Annotated in this window: 17 protein-coding genes and 1 pseudogene; 4 read left to right on the top strand and 14 right to left on the bottom strand. The window is 62.1% G+C overall.

Going from position 1 to position 23,019, the window contains the following annotated elements:
- Window positions 1-6 precede the first annotated feature (6 nt).
- Window positions 7-1,011 (top strand): T9SS type A sorting domain-containing protein, encoded by a 1,005-nt coding sequence (locus tag DQG19_RS11355; protein ID WP_116126367.1) that lies wholly within the window; start codon window positions 7-9, stop codon window positions 1,009-1,011.
- 93 nt (window positions 1,012-1,104) lie between these two features.
- On the opposite strand, the gene DQG19_RS11350 is transcribed toward DQG19_RS11355, so the two are convergent.
- The 5 genes from DQG19_RS11350 to DQG19_RS11330 all read right to left on the bottom strand — a co-directional run bounded on the left by DQG19_RS11350 (window position 1,105) and on the right by DQG19_RS11330 (window position 8,174).
- A complete protein-coding gene (locus tag DQG19_RS11350; protein WP_116126366.1) occupies window positions 1,105-2,553 on the bottom strand; it encodes an efflux transporter outer membrane subunit in 1,449 nt (482 codons plus the stop codon).
- Window positions 2,534-5,707, bottom strand: a complete 3,174-nt coding sequence (locus DQG19_RS11345; protein WP_116126365.1) for an efflux RND transporter permease subunit — start codon at window positions 5,705-5,707, stop codon at window positions 2,534-2,536. The genes DQG19_RS11350 and DQG19_RS11345 overlap by 20 nt, the downstream gene beginning before the upstream one ends.
- A 26-nt stretch (window positions 5,708-5,733) precedes the next feature.
- Complete coding sequence (locus DQG19_RS11340; protein WP_116126364.1) at window positions 5,734-6,816, bottom strand: efflux RND transporter periplasmic adaptor subunit; 1,083 nt, start codon at window positions 6,814-6,816, stop codon at window positions 5,734-5,736.
- A 189-nt stretch (window positions 6,817-7,005) separates the two neighbouring features.
- Window positions 7,006-7,386, bottom strand: coding sequence for a hypothetical protein (locus DQG19_RS11335; RefSeq protein ID WP_116126363.1), 381 nt, complete (start codon window positions 7,384-7,386; stop codon window positions 7,006-7,008).
- 311 nt (window positions 7,387-7,697) lie between these two features.
- Entirely contained in the window at window positions 7,698-8,174 is a 477-nt protein-coding gene (locus DQG19_RS11330; RefSeq protein WP_116126362.1) for a methylated-DNA--[protein]-cysteine S-methyltransferase, read from the bottom strand.
- Window positions 8,175-8,414: 240 nt separating this feature from the next.
- Between DQG19_RS11330 and DQG19_RS11325 the strand changes: the two genes are divergently transcribed.
- Complete coding sequence (locus DQG19_RS11325) at window positions 8,415-11,540, top strand: discoidin domain-containing protein (protein WP_116126361.1); 3,126 nt, start codon at window positions 8,415-8,417, stop codon at window positions 11,538-11,540.
- A 23-nt stretch (window positions 11,541-11,563) separates the two neighbouring features.
- Here the strand turns inward: DQG19_RS11325 and DQG19_RS11320 are convergent, their stop codons facing one another.
- Both DQG19_RS11320 and DQG19_RS11315 read right to left on the bottom strand, forming a co-directional pair.
- Entirely contained in the window at window positions 11,564-12,145 is a 582-nt protein-coding gene (locus tag DQG19_RS11320) for a YdeI/OmpD-associated family protein (protein ID WP_116126360.1), read from the bottom strand.
- Window positions 12,146-12,209: 64 nt separating this feature from the next.
- A complete protein-coding gene (locus DQG19_RS11315) occupies window positions 12,210-12,590 on the bottom strand; it encodes a hypothetical protein (protein ID WP_116126359.1) in 381 nt (126 codons plus the stop codon).
- 186 nt (window positions 12,591-12,776) lie between these two features.
- Here DQG19_RS11315 and DQG19_RS11310 point away from each other — a divergent pair, with 186 nt between their 5' ends.
- A complete protein-coding gene (locus tag DQG19_RS11310) occupies window positions 12,777-14,057 on the top strand; it encodes a DUF418 domain-containing protein (protein ID WP_116126358.1) in 1,281 nt (426 codons plus the stop codon).
- An 8-nt stretch (window positions 14,058-14,065) separates the two neighbouring features.
- Here the strand turns inward: DQG19_RS11310 and DQG19_RS11305 are convergent, their stop codons facing one another.
- Together DQG19_RS11305 and nhaD are read right to left on the bottom strand one after the other, a co-directional pair.
- Window positions 14,066-15,616, bottom strand: coding sequence for a hypothetical protein (locus DQG19_RS11305; protein ID WP_116126357.1), 1,551 nt, complete (start codon window positions 15,614-15,616; stop codon window positions 14,066-14,068).
- A gap of 411 nt (window positions 15,617-16,027) precedes the next feature.
- Window positions 16,028-17,326, bottom strand: coding sequence for a sodium:proton antiporter NhaD (gene nhaD, locus DQG19_RS11300; protein WP_116126356.1), 1,299 nt, complete (start codon window positions 17,324-17,326; stop codon window positions 16,028-16,030).
- A gap of 815 nt (window positions 17,327-18,141) precedes the next feature.
- Between nhaD and DQG19_RS11295 the strand changes: the two genes are divergently transcribed.
- On the top strand, window positions 18,142-19,032 hold the full coding sequence (locus tag DQG19_RS11295) for an alpha/beta hydrolase (protein ID WP_116126355.1): 891 nt from the start codon (window positions 18,142-18,144) through the stop codon (window positions 19,030-19,032).
- A gap of 6 nt (window positions 19,033-19,038) precedes the next feature.
- On the opposite strand, the gene DQG19_RS20880 is transcribed toward DQG19_RS11295, so the two are convergent.
- The 5 genes and pseudogenes from DQG19_RS20880 to DQG19_RS21225 form a co-directional block, all read right to left on the bottom strand.
- Complete coding sequence (locus DQG19_RS20880; protein WP_157974462.1) at window positions 19,039-19,431, bottom strand: hypothetical protein; 393 nt, start codon at window positions 19,429-19,431, stop codon at window positions 19,039-19,041.
- 121 nt (window positions 19,432-19,552) lie between these two features.
- Window positions 19,553-20,302, bottom strand: a complete 750-nt coding sequence (locus DQG19_RS11285; protein WP_116126353.1) for a universal stress protein — start codon at window positions 20,300-20,302, stop codon at window positions 19,553-19,555.
- Between the two features lie 109 nt (window positions 20,303-20,411).
- Window positions 20,412-22,010, bottom strand: a complete 1,599-nt coding sequence (locus tag DQG19_RS11280) for a BCCT family transporter (RefSeq protein WP_116126352.1) — start codon at window positions 22,008-22,010, stop codon at window positions 20,412-20,414.
- 50 nt (window positions 22,011-22,060) lie between these two features.
- Window positions 22,061-22,744, bottom strand: a pseudogene (locus DQG19_RS21640) (SusD/RagB family nutrient-binding outer membrane lipoprotein); the annotation flags it as partial.
- A gap of 42 nt (window positions 22,745-22,786) precedes the next feature.
- On the bottom strand, window positions 22,787-23,008 hold the full coding sequence (locus DQG19_RS21225) for a hypothetical protein (protein ID WP_198661727.1): 222 nt from the start codon (window positions 23,006-23,008) through the stop codon (window positions 22,787-22,789).
- Window positions 23,009-23,019 lie beyond the last annotated feature (11 nt).

Raw genomic sequence — 23,019 nt, 5'->3', positions numbered from 1 at the left:
TGCGCTATGCATCTACTGGTATACTTACTTGCCCTGCTGGGCACGGGACCCCTACTGGCGCAGGCGTCGGTTGCCGGGGGGGAATGGTTCATCGACACGGACCCCGGTTACGGCAGGGCCACTCCCTTTGCCTCCGTCGCCGGAGGTTCGCCTGTCCGAATCGACCACGAGTTTACCGCAGCCGACCTGGGGCTGACGCCCGGCGTACACACGTACCACGCGCGGGTCCGCGATACCGCCGGCAGGTGGTCCCAGACGCTATCTCGCACCTTCTACGTACTCAGTGGCCTGGGCCCGGCCGGCCTCGTGGGGGGTGAGTGGTTTTGGGATGCCGACCCCGGCTATGGTATGGGGCAGGGGTTCGTCCTGACCGGCGATACCGCTACGGCGAGTATTCCGCTGGACCTATCGGCCCTCGATCCGGGGGTGCACTACTTCCAGGTCCGCGCCGCGGATGCGGCCGGCCGTTGGGGCCCCACCCTGCTGCGGTCTACCTTCATCCGCAGCCAGGCGCAGGCCCGGATCGACCGCCTTACGTATTACTACGCCGCCGGCGGAGATACTACGGCTACCTTCACGTACCGCCTGGCCGAGCCGGTGCATTACGTCGAGGTAGCGTTCGCCCCCGAGACCACGGACCTGGTCGACGATGAAACCTACGACATTTGCCTGACCGCCATCCGCACGGACGACCGGGCAAGTTTTGCCACCTGCCGCTCCTTCCAGTATCGGGCGGGAAGCACTGCGGTGGAAGATGCGGCGGACAGCTTCCTGCGGCTCTTTCCGAACCCTACTACCGGTACCTTCCGTGTCGTTCTGCCAGGAATGGAAACCGCCGCGGGGGAATTCCACCTGTTTGACACGGCGGGAAGGTCCGTGCTACGGCGGCATATTGTGGCCGGCGAAACGGGTACGATGGACTTTGCCGTCGGTAATCTGGCGGCCGGCGTATACTTTGCCGTGCTCGAGCGCGGCCGGTCGGTACGGGTACAACGCGTCACGATCCGGTGAGGGTCAGGTACGTAAAAAGCCCCTCCCCCGAAGCGTGACCGAGGTCGTGCTGCCCAGGGAAGGGGCCCAATCAACTAAACTGTTCTCACTCCATTATTTCCATCCGCCGCCGAGGGCCTGGTACAGGTTTACGGTGGCGGCCAATTGATCTTGCTTGGTCTGGATAAGTTCCTGCCGGGCCTCCAGGGCTTCCCGCTGGGTAAGCAGTACCTCCAGGTATTCCGCCCGGGTGGACTGGAAGAGCTGGTTGGCGATGCGGATCGACTCGTCCAGCGCCGCCACCTGCTCCTCCTTGCGGCGGTAGGTATTGGCGAGCTGTTCGATGTTGGACACCTCCGTAGCTACCTCGCGGTACGCTTTCAGGATCGACTGCTCGTACTCGAACACGGCCTCAATCTGCCGGGCACCCGAACTCTGGTAATCGGCCTCGATGGCCCGCCGATTGATCAGGGGGGCCATGGCGTCGCCGGCCAGCGAGAGGAGTAAGGACTCGGGCAGCTGCACCAGGTACCTGGGATTAAAGGACTGCAGTCCCAGTCCCGCGCGGATGCCGAAGGAAGGCAGGAAGTTGGCCCGGGCCACCTGGATATTCAGGTCGGCCGCGGCCAGCTCGAACTCCGCCTGCCGGATGTCGGGGCGGTTGCGCAGCAGCTGGGAGGGGACCCCGGTCTCCACGTAGGCAGGCTCCCGCTCCAGGAAGCCCTCGGACCGACGGGCGATCGGCTGGGGCGTGCGCCCCAGCAGAAAGTTGATCCGGTTCTCCACGGCGGTGATCTCCTGCTCGATGGCGAAGGTTTCCCCGGCGTTCTTCTGGATTTCCGCCTCGAAGCGCTTCACGCCAAGCGAGTTGGCGCGGCCCGCCTGCTGCATCAGCCCCACGACGCGGAGGGCGTCCTCCTGTAGGGCGATGTTGTTACGGAGGTTGACAAGCTTGTTGTCGAGGGCGATCAGTTCGTAGTAGGAGTTGGCCACCTCGGCCACCAGGTTGGTCACGACGAAGTTGCGGCCCTCACGCGTGGCGAGGTACTCCAGGACGGAAGCCTTGGCGGCATTGTGCAGCTTGTTCCAGATATCGAGCTCCCAGCTGGCGTAGAGGCCAACCTGGAGGTTGGTCAGGAACTCCGGGAAGTTGCGGTCCTCGCGGATGTCGAGGCTTTCCTCCAGGGCCCCGTTACGGGTGTAGCGTCCGACCTTTTCCACGTCCGCGCCGACCCCGGCGTCGACGAAGGGCAGGTACTCACCCTGACGGGCCTGGATCTCGTTGCGGGCCACGCTGATGCGCTGGGCCAGGATGTTTATCTCCCGGTTGTTGGCCAGGGCGGTATCGATGAGGGAAACGAGGAAGGGATCGGTGAAGTAGTCGTCCCAGCTGTGGCCGGCGACGGCCTGCGCCGTATCCTGGCGCGCGGGCGCCAGCGGGAAGGCGTCCGGAACGGCGACCGTCGGTGTACGCGTGGCCACCTGCGGAATAGAGCAGGCGCTGAGCAGTAGCAGGAGCATTCCCGCCAGGAGGAGGGGGTGCTTAGATGAGGTCGGTATCATTGTAGGGGTATTCTTCGGTTAACGGATCGAAATCTTCGCCCTGGATCAGTTGCTTTCCTTCGCCAAGCTTGCCGAAGAGGTAGTAGAGACCAGGGATCAGGAGCACCCCGAACAGGGTACCGAACAGCATGCCGCCGAGGGCGGAGGTGCCGATGGTGCGGTTGCCGACGGCGCCGGCACCGGTGGCCAGGACCAGCGGAATAAGGCCGGCCACGAAGGCAAAGGAGGTCATGAGGATGGGGCGGAAGCGCATCTTGGCCCCCGAGACGGCGGCGTCGAAGACCGACATCCCCTTCTGGTGCTGCTGCACCGCGAATTCCACGATCAGTACCGCGTTCTTGCCGAGCAGGCCGACCAGCATGACGAGTCCCACCTGGGCGAAGATGTCGTTGGCCAGGCCCATGACCTTGAGGAGGAGGAAGGAACCGAAGATGCCCACGGGCAGCGACAGCAGCACCACGAAGGGCAGCAGAAAGCTCTCGTACTGGGCGGCCAGCACCATGTAGACGAAGATGACCACGAGGCCGAAGATGACCAGCGACTCGTTACCGCGCCGCGCCTCGTCGTAGCTCAGGCCCTCCCAGGCGATGTCGTAGCCCTGCGGCAGCGTGGCCTTGGCGACCTCCTGTACCACCTTGATGGCGTCGTTGGAGGTGTAGCCCGGCGCGGGTTCGCCGCGGATGGTAGCCGAGTTGTAGAGGTTGTAGCGGGTGATCTCGTTGGGGCCCTGCTGCTTGACCAGCTTCATAAAGGCGGAGTAGGGGACCATCTGTCCCTCCTCGTTCTTGACGTAGTAGTTCAGGATGTCACTCGGAAAGCGGCGGTACTCGGGGCCGGCCTGGGTGTACACCTTGAAGAAATTATTGAAGCGGATGAAGCCCTGCTCGTAGGTACTGCCGATGAGGATGTTCAGGTTCTCCATGGCCGCGCCGATGGATACGCCCTTCTGCATGGCCAGCTTGTTATCGATCTTCAGTTCGTACTGCGGGTAGTTGGCCGCGTAGAAGGTGAAGAGGCCCTTGAGCTCCTTGCGCTCCCGGAGGGCATCCATAAACTCCTGGTTCACCCGGTCGAATTCCTGGTAGTCGGTACCGTTGGTCTTGTCGAGCAGGCGCAGCGCCAGGCCGCCGGCGGCACCGTAGCCCGGTACGGCGGGCGGCTCGAAGAACTCGATGATCGCGCCGAAGTCGCGCGTTTCCTCCTCCAGTTCCTCGATGACCTCGCGGACGGAGTGCTTCCGTTCGTCCCAGGGCTTCAGGTTGATGATACAGGTACCGGCGTTGGAGCCCCGGCCCTCGGTGAGGATCTCGTAACCGGCCAGCGAGGACACGGACTGTACGCCATCGATCTCCTCGGCAATCTTCTGCAGCTCCCGCGACACCTTGTTGGTGGCCTCGAGCGTGCTGCCCGGAGGCGTCTGGATGATGGCGTAGACCATCCCCTGGTCCTCGCCGGGGATGAAGCCACCGGGCAGGACCTGGTTGACCAGCACGATGCCCACGATGCCCGCCCCCAGCAGCAGCAGGGTGACGAAGCGGCGGGCGACGATGCCGTTCAGTACCCGCACGTAGCGGCCGGTCAGCCGCTCGAACCACCGGTTGAAGCCGTCGATGAGGTAGTTGATGGGGTTGCGGCCGCGCTCCTTGCCGTGGTTGTTCTTGAGGATCATGGCGCACAGCACCGGCGTGAGGGTCAGGGCCACGATGCCGGAAATGACGATGGAAGACGCCATGGTGATCGCGAACTGCCGGTAGAAAACGCCCACCGGACCGCTCATGAAGGCCACCGGGACGAACACCGAGGTCATCATCAGCGTGATGGCCACGATAGCCCCGCCGATCTCGCCGAGTACCTCGCGGGTCGCCGCATAGGGCTGCAGGTTCTTCTCTTCCATCTTGACGTGGACGGCCTCCACCACCACGATGGCGTTGTCGACCACGATACCGATAGCAAGCACCAGCGCGAAGAGAGTGATCAGGTTGATGCTCAGTCCGAAGATCTGCATCACGAAGAAGGTACCGATCAGCGAGATCGGCACGGCCAGGGTAGGAATGAGCGTCGACCGCCAATCGCCGAGGAAGATGAACACTACCAAAGCCACCAGCACGAAGGCCTCGCCCAGGGTGTGCAGTACTTTCTCGATCGAGGCGTCGAGGAAGGTGGAGACGTCGTAGTTGATCTCATACTCCATACCGCTCGGAAAGGCCTGCTGCAGGTCGGCCATCTGCTCCTTCACGTTCGCAATTACGTCGGAAGCGTTGGTGCCGTAGTTCTGCTTCAGCACGATGGCCGCCGAGGGGAAGCCGTCCTTATTGGAGTAGATATCCTGGAATTCGCTGCCAAGTTCCACGTCGGCCACGTCGCGCAGCCGCAGCACCTGCCCGTCGGGGTTGGCGCGGACGATGATGTCCTTGTACTGGTCTACCTGGTTGTAGCGGCCTTCGTACACCAGGGTGTATTCCAGGCTCTGGGCGGCGATGCCCGAGCTGCGACCGAGGCGGCCGGGGCGGCCGATCACGCTTTGTTCGTCGATGGCCTCCATCACCTCCTCACTGGATACCTCGTAGGCCCGCATGCGGTCGGGCTTCAGCCAGATGCGCATGGCGTAGGTCTGGCTACCGAGGATCTGGGCGCTGGCGATGCCGTCGATGCGCTGGATCTCGGGGATGACGTTGATGTTGGCGTAGTTGTAGAGGAACTTCTCGTCGGCGGCGGTGTCGCGGCTGTAAAGGTTCACGTACATCAGCATACTGGGCTGGACGCGCGAGACGACCACGCCCTCCAGCTGTACCAGGGGGGGCAGGCGGTTGATAGCCTGGTCGACGCGGTTCTTGACGTTGACGACCGCCTGGTTGGGGTCGGTGCCGAGCTCGAAGATGACCTGGATGGTCGCCTCGCCCGCGCTGGTGGCGTCGGAGGCGATGTACTTCATGCCCTGCACCCCGTTGATGGCGCGTTCGAGGGGGATGAGGGTAGACTGTACCAGTACGTCGGCGCTGGCGCCGGGGTAGGCTACGGTGACGATCACCCGCGGCGGGGCGATCTCGGGAAATTGGGAGATCGGCAGCGAGAATATCGCCAGTACGCCGATCAGCACGATAAAGAGGGAGACCACGATCGCGAGGACGGGCCGCCGGATGAAATTCTGGAACATGGGACGGTTCTTTTGGGGTTAGGCGACTAGTCTACACTGAGCGCGAGTTGGGACATGGCCCGCTCCGGGGCCTGGTAGTCGACCTCGATCGTGTCGCCGTTGCGCACCTTGCGCAGTCCCTCGATTAGGATGCGGTCGTCGGGCTGGAGTCCGTCACGGACGACGTAGACGTGCGGCAGCTCCTCGGCGATGACCACCGGCCGCTGCTCCAGTTTGTTGTCCTTGGTGACCACGTAGACGTACTTCTTGTCCAGGATCTCGAAGGTGGCCTTCTGGGGGATGACCAGCGCATGCTCGTAGGGGATCGGCAGCAGTACGCTGCCGGTTTCGCCGTGGCGCAGCACCTTGCCGGGGTTGGGGAAGGTGGCCCGGAATTCGATGTTGCCGGTTTCGTGGTCGAATTCGCCTTCAATGGCCTCGACTACGCCGTCCTGTCCGAAATCCTGCCCGTTGGCCATGCGCAGGCGCACGTGCTGTTGCTTGGGCTTGTCGGTGTTGGCCACGTAATCGAGGTACTCGGCTTCGGGGACGCTGAAGTAGATCCACATCTTGCTGTTGTCGGACAGCGTGGTGAGCAGTTCGCCCTCTTCCAGCAGGCTGCCCTCGCGGGCTTCCAGGTGGTCCATGATGCCGTCGTAGGGTGCCCGGATATTGGTGAAGTCGAGGTGGGCTTCAGCCAGGGTTACCTCGGCGTTGGCGCGGTCGACGTGTGCCTTGGCCATTGCCAGTTCGTTGGGGGCTACGACCTTCTCGTCGGCGAGCAGCTTGGTGTTTTTATACTCGATACCGGCGAGTTCGGCTTCGGCCTTTTTGATCTGCAGCTCGGCCTCGTAGATGTTGGGCAGGATCTTGAACATCTTCTGGCCCTTGCGGACGGACTGGCCCTCGTCGACGTAGATCGACTGCAGGTAGCCCCGCTCCAGCGCCCGCAGCTCAATGTGGCGGCTGGCGTGGACTTGACCCACGTATTCGCGGGTCACGGTGACGTCCTGGATGAGGGGGGTGGTGACCTCCAGTTTTGGGGTCACTTCGTGGTGTTCGGCTTCCTCGTGTTGGCAACTGCCGGCGAGGATGAGCACGAGCGAAAGGAGAACGGCTAATTTGCTCATTCTTGAGTTTAGTTGATGGTAAACGGAAAAGAGGTAGAGTGCCGGCGGAGCCGGATGCGGAGACGGAAGTCACCTGCGGGGTGACGCGTCAGAAAAGCAGGGGAGGGGAAATGACCGGTTGAAACGCTCCGGAGAAAGGAGGCGTGCGGCGACTGGAGATCAGTTACCGAACCGACTGAAGGGTGGCGGTCAGATCACAAAAACCTGGTGCAGGATAGTACGGGAGGTAGCCACGACGGGCTCTACTATGGGCTTGCGCAGCACCTGCGGCGGACTCGCCAGGCAGGGGCTCGGCTCCAGGAAGGCAGCCAAAAACGACAGGCAGGTCCGCAGCACGGCGGGGGAATGCGCGTCGTATCCCTTGAATTCGCGAACTTCCTCTTCTTCCCGCTCGGCGGGGGATTCGGGGAGGTGCGATTGACCGTGGGGAGCCTGGTACATCACCGCGTGGTCGTCATCCGCGAGCCGGGCTGAATAGGAAACTTCGCCGGCCGTGGTCTGGGATACCGTATCCATTCCCCGCGGTGCGAGGCCCGAAAGGAGGGCAAGGATCAGGTACAGAAGCGTCATGCGAAGCCGGCGGCTAGTGACAGCAAATGTATTTCGCGGGAAGGGGTGGATAAATGCTTCGCGGGTGCGGCAGTATTACTATTGCCCGGCCCGGTGACCAAATGCCAAAGCGAATTTTATAGTGGAAAAGCGGACCGGCATACCCGAACCGGTCATTTTTCTTCCCGTAGCGTATGAATATTTCGCTTTGGAAAGGGGCGGCGGCGGCGCGCGGGTGCGGGGAAAATCACAAAACGATACTAAATTGACACGCCGGTGACGCCGATATGCCGTTCCGGGGCGCAAATCGGTCGCGGGGAAAAGGCTGACGGTCAGAACAGGGCAGCTGACTCGTGCCGCAGCAGCCAGGTTTTCCGTTCGATACCTCCCGCGTAGCCGGTAAGTTTTCCGTCGGTGCCCACCACGCGGTGACACGGAACGATCACGGCGAGCGGGTTTTGCCCGTTGGCCGCCCCCACCGCCTGGCTGCCGTTGGGGTTACCGACAGCCCGGGCCAGCTCGCCATACGTAGTGGTATACCCGCGGGGTACGGCCCGGAGCTTTGTCCATACGGCCCGCTGGAAGTCGGTCCCCCCGGGATCGAGAGGCACGGTAAATGGCGCGCGGTTGCCGGCGAAGTAGGAGTTGAACTCTTCCGCGGCCAGGGCCAGGTGACCACCGGCGGGCGTATCCGGGTCCCAGGCCTGCTCGTGCGATGGTGGTTCATCCAGAAAGGTAGCGTGGCTCAGGCCCCGGTCGGTGGCCCGCAGCTCGATGGGGCCGAGGGGGCTGGGAATAATTCGTCTCACCCGATCAAGGTAAGGCCGGAGAGATGATTGGCCGCTTCCCAGGGCGAATGATTGCTGGTTCTACTCCCGGTAGGCGTGGCTCCTTACTGGACAGACCCGGCACCCGCGACCCCGCCCGCACATCGGATGTCCTGCATTTTCAAATGCAGGCCAAGTCAATATTTAGAGGACGGACACCGTTAACCCAATCATTCCAATTATTTGGTTGGAATCGATCAGTTGTCGTCTGAACCTAAACCAATGAGTAATCTCATCAGGGGCCTGTTCGCAGGTCAGTACCGTCAGGTAATATGCATTCTGGTGGTAGCGCTTTTACCCTATACTTCCGTGGCCACTGCCCAGGGAACCGCAAACCTAGCCCTTAATCGCGAGATCCTGGCCTCCTCCGAGATAAACGGTAACCTTGCCGCCCTCGCAGTCGACGGGAACCCATCCGACACCCGCTGGGAGAGCGTGGTCAAGGTAGATCCCCAGTGGATACAGGTAGACCTCGGCGCGACACAGAGGATCAGCCGGGTCAGGCTGGCGTGGGAGGGCGCCTATGGAAAAGACTACCAAATCCAGGTATCGGACGACGCCGGTACCTGGCAAACCATCCAGACGGTTACCGGCAACACCGCCCTGGACAATGACCTCACCGGCCTGACCGGCGAAGGACGATACGTCAGGATGTACGGAACCGCCCGCGGCACGGAATTCGGCTATTCGCTGTGGGAATTCGAGGTGTACGGCGACGCGAGCGCCCCCGACGTAAGCCTTACCGCACCGGCCAGCGGGACCGTCGTGACCCTCCCCGACACCATCACGTTGACCGCCAGTGCCACGGCAAAGGACGGTAAGACGATCACCAAGGTAGATTTTTACAGCGGCGACGCTTATCTGGGTTCAACAACTACCGCTCCCTTTTCCTACACCTGGCCGGATGCCCCCGCCGGAACGCACACGCTTACCGCCCGGGCTACCGATAGCGACGGCTTGCTGACCGTTTCCACGCCGGTCAGGATATCGGTCAATGCGGTAAACGTTGCGCTCAATGCGCCGGCCACCGCATCCAGTAGCGAAAAGCCGGCCGCCTTCGCTTTTGACGGTAATCCTGCTACCCGGTGGGAAAGTGTACACGACGTGGATCCGCAATGGATATACGTCGACCTGGGGGAAGAATACACCATCGACCGGGTGAAACTTACCTGGGAAAGAGCCTACGCGGGCAACTACCGCATCGACCTGTCAAACAATGCTGTGGACTGGACCACGATCGCCAGCGGGACGAATAATTCCGGGCTGGGGAACAACCTGGTGAATGACCTGAACCACCTGACCGGCTCGGGCCGCTACGTAAGGATGTACGGTACCACCCGGGCGTCGAATTCCTTCGGGTACTCCCTGTACGAGTTCGAAGTGTACGGCTCCCAGGGGGCCAACGTGATCACGGCCCCCGTCGCTGGGTCGACGTACACCGCACCGGGTACGCTGGACGTGGAAATAACGGGCTCGGCCGCCGGTAACGACGTGTCACGCATTGAATTATTGGTTGACGACGGCGTGGTGGATACCCGCACCGCCGCCCCCTTCGACTATACCGTAGCGGTGACGGACCTTCCCGCCGGGAACTACGAGTTGCACGCCCGTATTTATCACCAGGACGAATCCGTGACCGTTTCTTCCACCGTCCACGTCTACGTGGTGCCGGCCACCACCGGCGCGTACAGCTGCGGAGAACCGGTGACCTTATCCGCCGCGGGAACCCCGGACGGCGGCACGTACCGGTGGTACACCGTCCCCATGGGGGGTACGCCGATCGCCAGCGAAACCGCAGCGGAGTATACCACGCCCCCGGTTGACGTCACCCGGACCTACTACGTGGCCGCCGTGAGTCCGCAACAGCAAGAAAGCCAGCGGGCCCCGGTGACGGCCAGCTCCAACAAGCTGGCGCAGGCCAACACCACAGGGCTGACGAGTTCCTACCCCTTCCACGGCAACGCGACGGACGCGACCGGTAAGGGCAATACCGGTATCGTCAACGGCGCTACGCTGACGGCGGACCGTTTTGGTAAGGCCAACAGTGCTTACAACTTTGACGGGGTGGACGACTTCATCACCACCAGTACCTCGTTTCCCACCGACATTGAGGGTACGAATATTTTCTCGCTGAGTGTGTGGTTCAACACTACCACCACCCAGGGGGGGAAAATGCTGGGGCTGGGCACGAATCAGTACCAGGCGAGCGGACAGTACGACAGGCACATCTACATGACCAACGACGGGCGCGTCGTCTTCGGCATCTTCATCGATACCCACCGGATCATTGCGACGGATGATTCCTACAACGACGGGGCCTGGCACAACGCCGTGGCCATCCTGTCGCCGAGCGGGATCAGATTATACATCGACGGGGTATTACAGGCAAGCGATGCAACCGTGACGGAAGGGGAAAAGTATACGGTCCCCGGCTACTGGCGGATCGGCTACGATAACCTCGCGGGATGGCCGGATCAGCCCACCAGCCACCATTTCCAGGGAGCACTGGACGATATCAACATTTACTACTCCACCGAGATCACCGCGGATGACCTGACGAGCCTGTACGGTGCCAGCGTGCGGCCGGTAAGTGCCGGAGAGACGATCGAGCTGAAGGCCAACTACCGCGAAGGCGTTAGCTACTCGTGGACGGGCCCCGCCGGCTTCACCTCAACCGAACAGAACCCGACCATCCCCGACGCTACCCTCGATAACGCTGGTGATTATACCGTCACGTCCTCCAACGGCACCTGCACTTCCGACCCGGTCACGGTGGCCGCAGTAGTGAGCGCCGCCGCCGTGCTGCCTACGGCGCTTCTTTCGTTCCGGGCCGAGCAAGTGAACGGTAGGGTAGCGTTGCGGTGGACGACGGCCAGCGAGACCAACAACCGGGGGTTCGAGGTCGAGCGCTCCGCCGACGGCAATTTCTTCCGGCCTATCGGCTTCGTGGCGGGGGCCGGAGACAGTCGCAACCTACTCGCGTACACGTATGCGGACGATGCCCCGGGGACGGGCGTTGTGTATTACCGGCTCCGACAGGTGGATTTCGACGGCGGAGCGATCTACTCCGGAATAGTCACCGTCCGATCCACCGCACCCGAGTCGTTTTCTATCCACCCCAACCCCGTCCGGACGGCCCTGACGCTGACGTACGACGGGGCGGTGGCCGGTACGGCCACCTTCACGCTGACGGATGCCCGGGGGCAGGTCGTTCTGACGGGCCCGCTGGAGGGGGGCGGTAAGATTCCGCACCGGCTGGACATGGAGCGGTGCGTGCCGGGCCTGTACTGGCTAACGCTACGACGGGAGGGCAAGGTGATCCACCAAAGCAGGGTGGCGAAGCAGTAGCGGAATGCACATCGGATGTGCGCCTACCGCTCGTTGTACCCCCGGCCGGACAGGATCCGTTCCCGGCATTTCTCCACCCGGGCCGTACGGGTCTTTGCCTGCTTGGCCGAGGAGAAATACTGACGGTAGCCCCGTTGCCGCCCGGCCGTGAGCGCCTCGAAGCCGGCCTGCAGCTCGGGGTCATTGGCAAAGACTTCGCGGACCTCATCCGGAAGGGTTAGCTCCTCATCCGCTATCCCCGGCACCTGCGTCCCCGCCCGTTCCAGTTCGATGGCTTGCCGGATGTAGTCCCTCAGTTCCGGTTCCAGGTTGGTAATGTCCGTGGGCTGTTCGAAGCGGAATTGCCGTCCGACGCGGCTATTCTCTCCCGGTCGGGTGAGAATGCCGTTCTGATCCTTCATAAGGACCCCCTTGAAGAAGAGCAGGGCACCATACCGCTTAAAGCCCTGCAGGATGGCGACGTTGCCGCCCGCGTAGGTGTAGCAGGGTTTGCCCCATTTGATGGTCTCATCCAGCCCGCAATCGAGCAGCAGCGAACGCAGGAGCAGCATCTCTTCCCGCCAATCTTGCTGTCGGTCCAGGAACCGATCTACTTTCGGATTCATACGCTGTCGTTTAGGAATCGAAAATACGCCTTGCTGCCCATCGGGCGCAAGCCTAGAGCCCTGGCTACTCCACCAACGTCATGGTTGTCGGGGCGCCCTGGTTGCGGGCTTCACAGGGGTCGTCGATGGCCGTCAGGGTTACGGTATCACCTTCGCGGGTGAATCGGTATACGCCCGGGGTATCGTAGCAGGGATCTTCCGCCTCGGTAGCGTGAACGGTGATCTCGTTACCGTCGATGGTATACTCGGAGACCACGTCCACCTCCCCGTCGGTGCCCATGTCGATGGTGATGGTGCCGTCGTCCTTCACGATGAGCAGGTTGTGCAGGGTTTCACCCGAGGGTGTTGTCAGGGCATACGTCCACTGGCCGGTGAGCGATTGGGCGGAAAGCGTGGAGGCGGCGGCGAAGAAGAGCAGAAGAGAGGTCAGGTAGGATGCGTGCATGGCGTTGTATAGTGTGTTTATACCCGGTCCGTACCGTAGTGGGTGGGACCGGCCGGTGTGTCCTGTATAAGATAGCGGCTTCCCCGCTGAGAAGCAAGGCATAGGGCGGGGAAGCCCCGGCGCGGCGCGGGTCTTCCAGGTGACGCTGGTCCGAGAACCGTTCAGTCGTTTCCGCATTACCGTAGCATGCCGCAACCACGTATCGAAGCGATCGACGCCCTGCGGGGATTTGCCCTCGCGGGGGTGGGCCTCGTGCACTTCCTGGAGCGGTTCGGGGGCGGTCTCTTGGCCCCGGAGGCCCTGGCGCGCATCGATCACGGGTGGGTAGACCTTGCCTTTCGCGCACTGTTATGGAGCAGTTTCGGCAAGTTCTTTGCCTTGTTCTCGATCCTGTTCGGGCTGAGCTTTTACCTGATGCGGCAGTCGGCCGCCGAACGCGGGGAATCCTTCGCAGCGCGGTACGTCTGGCGTGCCTGCCTCCTGGCCGGCATCGGCTTCCTGCACCAGTGTATTTACCGGGGGGATATACTGCTGATTTACGCCACCCTGGCGCCCCTGCTGCTGCTCGCTGACCGCCTTCGTACGCGGTGGCTGCTGGTGCTGGTGGCCGGCTGCTTCTTCAGCGTGCCCCGGCTGCTGTCGTTCGCGATCTGGGGCGATGCCCCGGTCTTTGACGCCGCACCGGTGCTGGAGGCGGACCACGCTTCGGTAGGCGCCTACACGGCCCTCCTGCAGGAGGGCAGCTTCGGGGAACTGGCGCGGCGGCATACCACTACCGGACTGGCCATTAAGGCCAACCTTTACCTCGGTGTGCTCGGCCGGTACTACTACACCTTCGGCTACTTTCTGGTGGGGCTACTCCTCGGGCGGCTTCGGTTTTTTGCGCGGCCCTGCTACCTGCGGGGAGTGCGGCGAGCGATCGTGCGGAGCAGCCTGACGGGTCTGAGCGTGGGTACGGTCCTGATGCTGTTGCTGTTCAGCCAGGCGGAGCAGCCCTTCGACTGGTCGGGCTGGCTGCCGGTGGTCGCTCTCAACTTTTACGACTGGACCAACGTCGCCGTCGCCGCGCTGCTGCTCGTCTGGTTCGTTAACCGGTTCCAGACTGCGGCGGGCCGCCGGGCCCTCACCATGTTCGCTCCGTACGGGCGGATGGCGCTGACAAACTACGTGCTGCTGTCCGTGATCGGTACCTTTTTGCTGTTCGACTGGGGGCTCGGCTTGTTTTCCGTACTGCGTATCCACCAGCTCGGGGTGCTGGCCGTGGCCGTGATCGCGGTGCAGATGACCGGGAGCGCGCTGTGGCTCAGGTATTTCCAGCAGGGTCCGCTGGAGTGGGCGTGGCGGTCACTGACCTATCTCGGCGAGCGGAGGCTAAGGTGGCGGCGGCGCGCGGCGGTCCCCCGACATCGGATGTACCCCACATCCGATGTCGGGATCGAGAAAAGGGGGGGAGTTGCAGCGAAATGATACCGCGGTTACGGATGGACCTCCCGTGCGATCTCGTCGGCAAGCTTGTAGAAAGGAGCATTGATCTCCTGGAAGATGGTTCCCTGGGCGTCGATGTATGCCTGGGAAGCGCCGCCCTCACAGAAGGTGGCCAGGTTGCGGGCGGTGAAGTCGTTGAGCAGGCCGTCGTTGCCCTCGATCGGCACGAAGTAATGTTCGGCGTCCCAGTCGCTGTCTATGATGCGGGCTGCCCAGAGGTCTTTGTGCCGCAGGCTGTCGACGCATATATTGATGACCGCGAGCTTTCCCCGGTTGCGTGCCTGAAAGTCCTGCATCAGGGGGATGTCGTCAACGATGGAGGAGCCGGCAAACTCCGCGGACCAGAAGTTGATCAGCAGTTCCTGGCCGGCGTAGCGGTCCAGCAGGGCCCGCAGTTCGGGCTGGTCGAGGATAAGGGAGTCCGCCTCCAGGCCCTGCTCCAGGCGGGTTCCCCGCTCCAACAGGTGCTCGAATTGCTGTAGCCTAGCGGTAAAGGCACCGTCGGCTGCCGGATCGAGACGGGCGTAGTATTGGCCGGGATCCTGTCCCATGGTGAGCATCCACCCGGCCAGGGCGCTATAGTAGGAGGTATAAATGTTGTCAGGAAAATTCTCCCGCAGGAAATTGGTGTTCCAGTCCCCGCTATCCTGCCACAGGCGTTCGCGCCAGTCTCCGTAGGTGAGGGGGGTATCGCTGCGGCGGGAGAGGTCTTTCACGTGCTCCAGGGTCAGCACGGCCTCGAGACCGTTGGCCAGCCGGAAATCGTTGATGTGGTTCAGTCTGACCGATGCCGCGTCATCAAAGGGCGGGAAAGCCTGACCGTCGATGGGCAGGGCTGCCAGTTTTGGGTCATCGGCCATTCCTGACAGCCAGCTTTCGGTGAAGGTAAAGCGGCGTAGCCGCAGCAGCTGATCCAGGTAGGAGTATTCCTCCGGGCTAAGGGGCGTTTGCGTCATGAGGTGTTCTAGGTCCGCCTGGTTGCTTGCGCCGGTCACTACGGGGCTTTGTACATCTCCGGCGTAGACCGTTTCGAGGATTCTGCGGTGGGCGGCGACGACGCTGTCGGCCCGGGCGGCGAACGCCACCGGGGTATCCGGAGCTACGATGTAGCCGTAGTCAAGGTCCAGCTGATCGAGCCGCTGGAAGTTGATCTTGCCGGCGCCGGTACCCGCGGCGATGATGGTGGCATCCGGATTGGTGGGATCGAGGGTGAGGGACAGCACATCGCCGGCCGAAAGGATAAGGGGATAGAAGCCATTTTTCAGCCGCAGGGCGTAGTTGCCGCCTTCCGTAACCTGGTCGACGGTAAAGTGGAACGCACCATCCGGCTCCATGCGCATCCCCTTGGTGCGGAAGCCGTCCGGGTTCAGGTTACCCCGCAGCCGAGAAGCGTAGAATAGGGTGATGTACTCGCCCGCTCCGCCGGCAACGCGTCCGCTGACGGTAGCTCCCCCGGTGGGAAGGTCGGTCGCGGTGGGTGCTTCGGTAGGGCCGCAGGTCAGAAGGATGCAGGACAGCAGGAGCAAGGTGAAAACCTTCATAGCGGGAAGTATGGCCGCAGGAAGCCCTCCGTCAGCCCGTTGGTCATATGGGTACGACGTGTAATATAGTCCGTGAGGTAGTGCTGCACAAGGGGTTGTGGGATCGGGGGTGACCCGGAAGAAGGGCTCGGCGAGGGTTGAGCTGCACATCGGATGTGGACCACATCCGATGTGCAGGCAGAGGTGAGCAAATAATTATTTGCCCAGGAATCAACCTGGCATCCACGTTGCCGGTAAAGTGATTAGTAATCAATCAATTAGGCCTTTGAATTGCAAAAATATCCGTCCGGAAGAAGCCCGCTGAGCGGGACCCACATCCGATGTAGTCACGTAAATCCGGGCGATGGTGAGCGTATTTTCAACATCCGATGTCGGGTACATCCGATGTGGCTAGTTGACCGTAGACAGGCCTTACAATCCGTGCGTCAAATAGTAAACTCCCACTCCCGAAAAGTACCCCAGCAAGGCCAGCCAGCTGATGCGCTTGAGGTACCAGACGAAATCGATCTTCAGGATACCCATCATGGCCACCCCGGCGGCCGAGCCGATGATGAGGGCACTGCCGCCGGTCCCCGCGCAGTAGGCGAGCAACTCCCAGAAGTCGTTGTCCGGTGGGAAGATATCGAGGGAGTACATCCCCATAGCACCGGCCACCAGCGGTACGTTGTCCACGATGGAGGAGACCAGGCCGATGATGATGTTGATGAGGTAGATGCTGCCAAAGGTATCGCTCAGGACCACCGCGAACTGGCTCAGCAGTCCCGTAGTCTGCAGGCTGGCCACCGCCAGCAGGATGCCCAGGAAAAAGAGGATACTGGGCGTATCTACCCGCCGGATCACGTGGGCCACCGAGAGGGAGTGGCGCTCTTCTGCCGGCTTGTGCCGATGGAGGAGCTCGGTGACGACCCACAGCACACCGAGGCTCAGCAACATTCCCATGAAGGGCGGCAGGTGGGTAAGGCTCTTGAATACCGGAACGAACAGCAGCGCGCCGACGCCCAGCCACAGGACGAGGGAAGACTCGCTGGGCGCTACCTCAACCTGCGCGTGGAGGTCGTCCACCTCCGCGGGCGGCTCCACGGTACCCCGTTTGGTAACGGAGAGGACCGCCAGGGGTACCAGCAAACAGGCGAGACTCGGCAGGAGAAGGGCCAGGACGATATTAACGGCCGTGACCTGCCCGCCGATCCAGAGCATGATGGTGGTAACGTCGCCAATGGGCGACCAGGCGCCCCCCGCGTTGGCCGCGATCACGACCACGCCCCCGAAGAACCACAAGTCGTCTTTGTCGCCGATCACCTTGCGCAGCAGGGTGGCCATTACGATGGTCGTGGTGAGGTTGTCGAGTACCGAGGAGAGGAAGAAGGTCACGAAACTCAATATCCACAGCAACTTCACGCGGTCGGTGGTCTGGATGCGGGACGTGATGATCTCGAAGCCGCCGTGGGTATCGATGAGCTCGACGATCGTCATGGCGGCCAGAAGGAAGAAGAGGATCTCGGCGATCTCCCCGGTATGTTCCAGAATGCTTTCCTCGATGAAGCCCTCCTCGGGACCGCCCGGGAAGAAGGTGTTCTGCCCGACGACCAGGATCGTCCAGCAAACGACGCCGGTCAGGATGGCCGTGGCCGCCTTGTCGATCTTGATGGTGTGCTCCAGGGCGATGCAGGCGTAGCCGAGGACGAAACAAAGCAGGAGGAAGGTAATCATCGATCGCTTTAGCTTGTGCAGGCAGCTACCGCCCCCGCAGTACGGGACCGGCAGTCGCTTCCGTCTGACGATAACCCGGTTTTTGGGTCACATTCCCCCGATGGCTGGAAAAAAAATTACGCGTGAATAAATCGATCCGCTACGGGTCGAAGGGAAGGGTAAGGCTACTGCGGTCTATCGTAGGTGCTGTTTTGGGCATTGGAAGCTACGCTTGCTGGAGTTCACCGCGTATTCCGGGGATGGGGGCACGGATATAGGCGCGGATTGCAGCCCGCGCGGCGACCGGATTTCAGGAACCGTATGTCTTCGTCGCCCGAAGCCCCAGGGCATTTCCGATCACCGATACCGAACAGAAGCGTAGCGCCACAGGGTGAAGAAGCTCTGCCGGATGTTGCGCATGACGGTATCAATGCGGTGAGTCTTCACGATGCCTCGCAGATCAGGGTGATCATAGTGCTCTAGATGCCCACATACGGGTGCGCACCTATGGGAACCGTTGCACCCGCGCCCTGCCGCCGTTTCCCCTCGCGTGGCTTGTCCCGTGGCAGCAGGCCGTGGTCCTGATGTAGAGCTTCAGGCTGGCGGGGCTATCGTACGGCTGCAAATTCGTCGGTGCGCAGGAGAACGCTTAACTCGATCCGAGCGTGCCGAACGACTTGCGGAGGTGCTGCGATGGACTGATCCACGGCAGCGGATGTTCCGGCCGGACCGAAGCGTCGATGGCATTGTGCGGATGGGCGTTGGCGACAAGCAGTAATACGATCCCGGCAAGACCGGCGTACCTTGTCTTTGACCAGTAACCGCTGCTCCCCTCCATGAACCGACTACTTATTCTTATTCTCTTTCAGGGCTTCGCCGCCACGCTTTTCGCGCAGACGAACCGCGTGTACTCCTACTTCCCGGAGGGAACGGTATTACACGCCGATCTAAACTACGCCGGGGATACGCTCAGTAAGCACCTACTCGATCTATACCTGCCCCCGGACGCTACCGGGCCGCTGCCGCTGGTCGTCTGGATCCACGGTGGGGCATGGATGCTCAACGACAAGTACGCCGATATGAGCTACATGCAGCAGACGGTGCATGACATCGTAGCGGAGGGTTACGCGCTAGCGTCCATTGATTATCGCTTCAGTACCCAGGCGGTCTTTCCCGCCCAATTGCAGGATTGCTACGGAGCGCTGGGCTTTCTGACGGAGCACGCCGCTGACTACGGGCTGGATACTTCGCGCATCGCGCTCATCGGGTTCTCTGCGGGCGGGCACCTGGCTTCTCTTGCCGGACTGGCCCACAACGCGCGCATTGACGACTTTTACCCGTACGGTTCCCCCCGCGATTTTCGTATCCGTGGCGTAGTTGACTTTTACGGGCCGGCCAGCCTGATCATGTTCCCCGGTGCCGATGACCCGGATTCCCCCGAAAGTCGCTTGCTGGGCGCCGCGCCGATGGAACGGCCCGACCTGGCGGCGGCAGCCAGTCCGGTCACCTACGTCGATACCGGCGACCCGCCCTTCCTGATTGTCCAGGGCGAAAAAGATGAATCGGTCGACCCTTCCCAGTCGCGGCTCCTGAGTGCCTGGCTCAGGGTCCGGCTAGTGGATAACGAACTGATTATAGTACACGACGCGCCCCACTACGGCCCCATGTTTGATGTGGCGGAGGTGCGGAGTCGGGTACTGGACTTTTTACGCCGGGTGCTACAGTAGGCCGGGCTACCGGGCCGAACGGTGGTGGAGGGATGAGGCCGGCAGCGGCCGATGATCCGGGATCCGCCGGTCTTCGCGACGCGGCGAGGTTCTGCCACGCTCTTGCGGGCCAGTCCGTGGCGCGGGCCGGGTGGGGTAGGGTTCGCGGGTGTGGTAGCGATCGTGGGGAGCAGCTTTGTGTCCGGATTTGCGGCGGTTCTTTCGCGCTTTGTGTCTGGCTTTGCGTTGCTCGCGATAGCGTTCGTGATCAGCTTTGCGCTGCTCGCGGTAGCGTTCGTCCTGGGCCTTTTGCAGGTCGCGCTCGTGGTGCATGCGCTGCACGTGGGGCGGCTGCGCCAGGACCGGTACGGAGGCCAGTGCAGCAAAGAGGAAGAGGAGCAGTTGGGGAATCCATTTCATAGCAGACGGTTTGTCTTACAGTCACTATAAACGGAAGCAACCGCCCCGCTACCCTTACGTGGAGGTTAAAGGAAATCTAGGGAAGTATTATCGTGGCGGCTACCAGCCGAAGGTCTTCCGGTCAAACGATCAGCAACGGCACCTGCGCTCCGCCGCCGGTCATCAGCTTGCGGGTGATGTCCCCCACGCGGCTGCCGAGCAGGTTCTTCTGGCTCCAGCGGCCGATGACGAGCAGGTCGACGTTGTTTTTGGTGGCGTAGTCGCGCAGGGCGGCAACGACGTTTTCGCCGGCGGTCAGGGCAAAATCGGCGCCCCGGACGGGATCCAGATCTACCCGCTGGCGGAATTCGCTGAACTTCTTCCCGGCCGCCTTCTTCACGCGCTCCACCATCTCGGCGTCCTGGTCGCGCAGGTAGGGGAAGTAGGCGTTCGGCAGGTGGTAGACGTGTACGAAGGTGAGCCGGGCGGAAAAGAGGTCGCGCAGGGCGGCGGTGGACCGCAGGGTACGCTCGGTAGCGGGTGTGAAGTCGATGCCGGCCGCCACGTGCCGCCAGTTGGTCTTGACGCGGCGCGGGAAAAGCCACAGGGGGGTGCCGTCGAGGTCGTTGTTGATCACCCGGAAGGGCAGGTGGCCGGACCCCTCCGTTTTCTTCTTCTTGCCCATCACGAGCAGGTCGATGCCGTATTCCTTGCGGGCGGAGAGGATGGCCGCGGCGGAATTGTTCTCCTCCCGGACTAAGGTTTCTACCGTACAGTCGGTGGCGGAGAAGGCGGAGCGGTATTTCTTGTCGATCTCCTTCGCGATGGCGCCCTTGAGCTTTTCATAGTCGGACGCCTCCAGGGCCTCGTTGACCAGGAAGTCGTAGCGCACGTTGTGGAACAGGGTAACCTGCCGGACGGCGCTTCACCGCCTGGCCAGGTCGGCCACGTAGGCCACGATACCGGCATCGGTGGGGGAGAGGTCGAGACAGATCAGTACGCTAGTTGGCTTCATCTTGGGCGTTTTGCAGCAGGTTTTTGACGTGGTCCACGTACGACTTCCGTTCCCGTTCGGTGGCCCGTTTCTTGAGCAGGTTGACTTCTTCCTGCAGTCCTTTCCGCAACGAATAGATCACGAAAAGGATGAGCACGGCAAAGGGTAGCCCGGCGGCGATGACCACCGACTGCAGGGCCTCCAACCCGCCCGCAAACAGCAGGGCGGCGGCAACCGCACCCTCCAGCAGCGCCCAGAAGACCCGCTGCCCCACCGGGGCGTCCAGCTTACCGCCGGTGGTGATGCTGTCGACCACCAGGGAGCCGGAGTCGGAGGAGGTCACGAAGAAGATCGTAACCAGGATGATCCCGATGAATGAGGTGACCTGCGACCACGGCAGGGCCGCCAGCATCACGAACAGCGAAGTCGAGATATCGTCCTGTACCGCGGCTACGATGTCGGCCGTACCCTGCAGCTGCAGGAAGATGGCCGTACCGCCGAAGACGGACATCCATAGGAAAATCAGCAGAGGAGGCACCAGCATGACGCCGAGCACGAACTCGCGGATGGTGCGCCCCTTGGATACGCGGGCGATAAAGATGCCCACAAAGGGTGACCAGCTGATCCACCAGGCCCAGTAGAAGATGGTCCAGTCGTTCTGCCAGTTGCCACCGGTGTAGGTTTCGGCCCAGGTACCCACGCGAATGATGCCGTCCAGGTACTGCCCGGTATTCTGCACGAAGCCGTCGAGCAGGTAGACCGTCGGCCCGAGCAGCAGGATCGCTACCAAAAAGATGATGGACAGCCGCATATTAAGTACGCTCAGCAGGCGGACGCCCTTGTCAAGCCCCAGTACCACCGAGGCGGTTGCGGCCAGGGTGATGAGCAGAATCAGGGCCAAAAAGGTACTCGTGGTGTTGGGGATCCCAAAGAGGTAGTTTAGCCCCGCGGCCACCTGCTGCACGCCGATGCCCAGGGTAGTGGCCAATCCGAAGAGGGTGGACACCACGGCCAGCGTATCGATCGCGTCGCCGCGCCAGCCATATATCTTATCACCCAGCAGGGGATAGAACAGGGAGCGGATCGTAAGCGGCAACCCGCGGTTGTAGGTAAAGAAGGCCAGTGCCAGGCCGATAATGACGTAGGGCCCCCAACTGTGCAACCCCCAGTGCAGGAAGGTGTATAGCATGGCCTGCCGCACACGGTTCAGGGCGTCGCCGTCGCCGGGTTCCAGAGGCGGCCGGTCGAAGTGGCTGATGGGCTCGGCCACGCCGTAAAAGAGCAGCCCGATACCGATGCCCGCCGAGAAGAGCATGGAAAACCAGGAGAAGGTGGAAAACTCCGGGCGCGCTTTCTCTCCCCCCAGCCTTAGCTTACCGTACTTACTCAGTGCGAAGTACAGCGCGGCTACCACGTAGACGTTGATCGCCAGTACGAAGAACCAGCCGGCGTTGTCGGACGTCGCCCGCTGGTAGGCACCGAAGACGGTAACTATGTCCTCGCTGAAGAAGAAGGAAACCGCGATGAGCAGCAGGATGATCGCGGCGGCCGGATAGAAAACCGGACCGTGAATGTCAAAGTGCTTGCTCTTGAATAGATTTCCCATGTTGCAAGGTATATATTAAACTAGCCGCCCATAAGCGGAGGGCGACTGACTTACTCTACCAGCCACATCTCGGCGTTCTGGGTATTTCCGCCGAGGTCATTCACGGTCTGTTCGTAATTGGCGGCGTTGAGGCTCTGCTCCTGGCCGGGATAGAGGAAGCGCAATGGCAGCCGGTCGTCGTTGAGGTTCTCGCAGGTGGCACTGACGAACGGTACGCCGTCGAACGACTTGCCGGACGCCACGTACCAGCGGCGCAGCTCGAAGTAGGGCTCCAGGCCGGTGAAGAAGAGGGCCAGCCACTTCTGCTCCCAGATGTCGGTCATGCTTTCGTAGGCTACGCCGGAATTGTCGTAGTAGTCAGCAAAGCCATCGTAGCCGAAGGGGCCGAAGTCGACCTGCCAGTAGTCCATGCTCGCCAGGATACCCTCTCGGTAGAGCTCCTCCACGTCGCCGTCGGTCCAGCCCTTCGCCGCGGCCTCGGCCAGCAGGGAGGAGGCGCGGGCCAGCTCGGACAGCAGGTCCGCATAGATGTCGGCCTGGTCGTCGTAGCGGGGGGTAAAGACGTCCTCGGTGCCGGAAATGGCCTCGGCGTAGGGAATATCGCCGTAGGCGTTGGTCAGGTTGGCGTAGATCCACGCGCGCAGGGTGATCGCGGCCCCCTCCAGGGCGGCATTTTCGCGCTCGATCGCCAGCCGCTCCACGGCGATGACGTCGGTAAGGCTACCGAACCAGCCCTCCCAGTCGGTCGGAAAGGCGTTCCAGTTGTAGGCGTCGACCTATAGGCGGAGGGTCTTGGCGGTCAGCTGGGCGGCGTTGTTGCCGACCAGGAAGGAAGCGTCTACGGACGTATTCACGCTCTGGCGGATGGCACCGGGCAGGAGGACCTCCGGCGAGACCGCGGTCGGCTCGTTGGGGTTGGTATTGAATTCCTCGAAGCTGTCGCAGCCCGCGAAGAGCAGCAGCCCGAGGGAAAGAAAAACGAATTGGGTGAAAGACATACTGGTTTTGC

The sequence above is a fragment of the Lewinella sp. IMCC34183 genome (assembly GCF_003390915.1).
Taxonomy (GTDB): Bacteria; Bacteroidota; Bacteroidia; order Chitinophagales; family Saprospiraceae; genus Neolewinella.
Note: the sequence above shows the minus strand (reverse complement) of the source record. Positions and strands in the feature narration are given on the sequence as shown.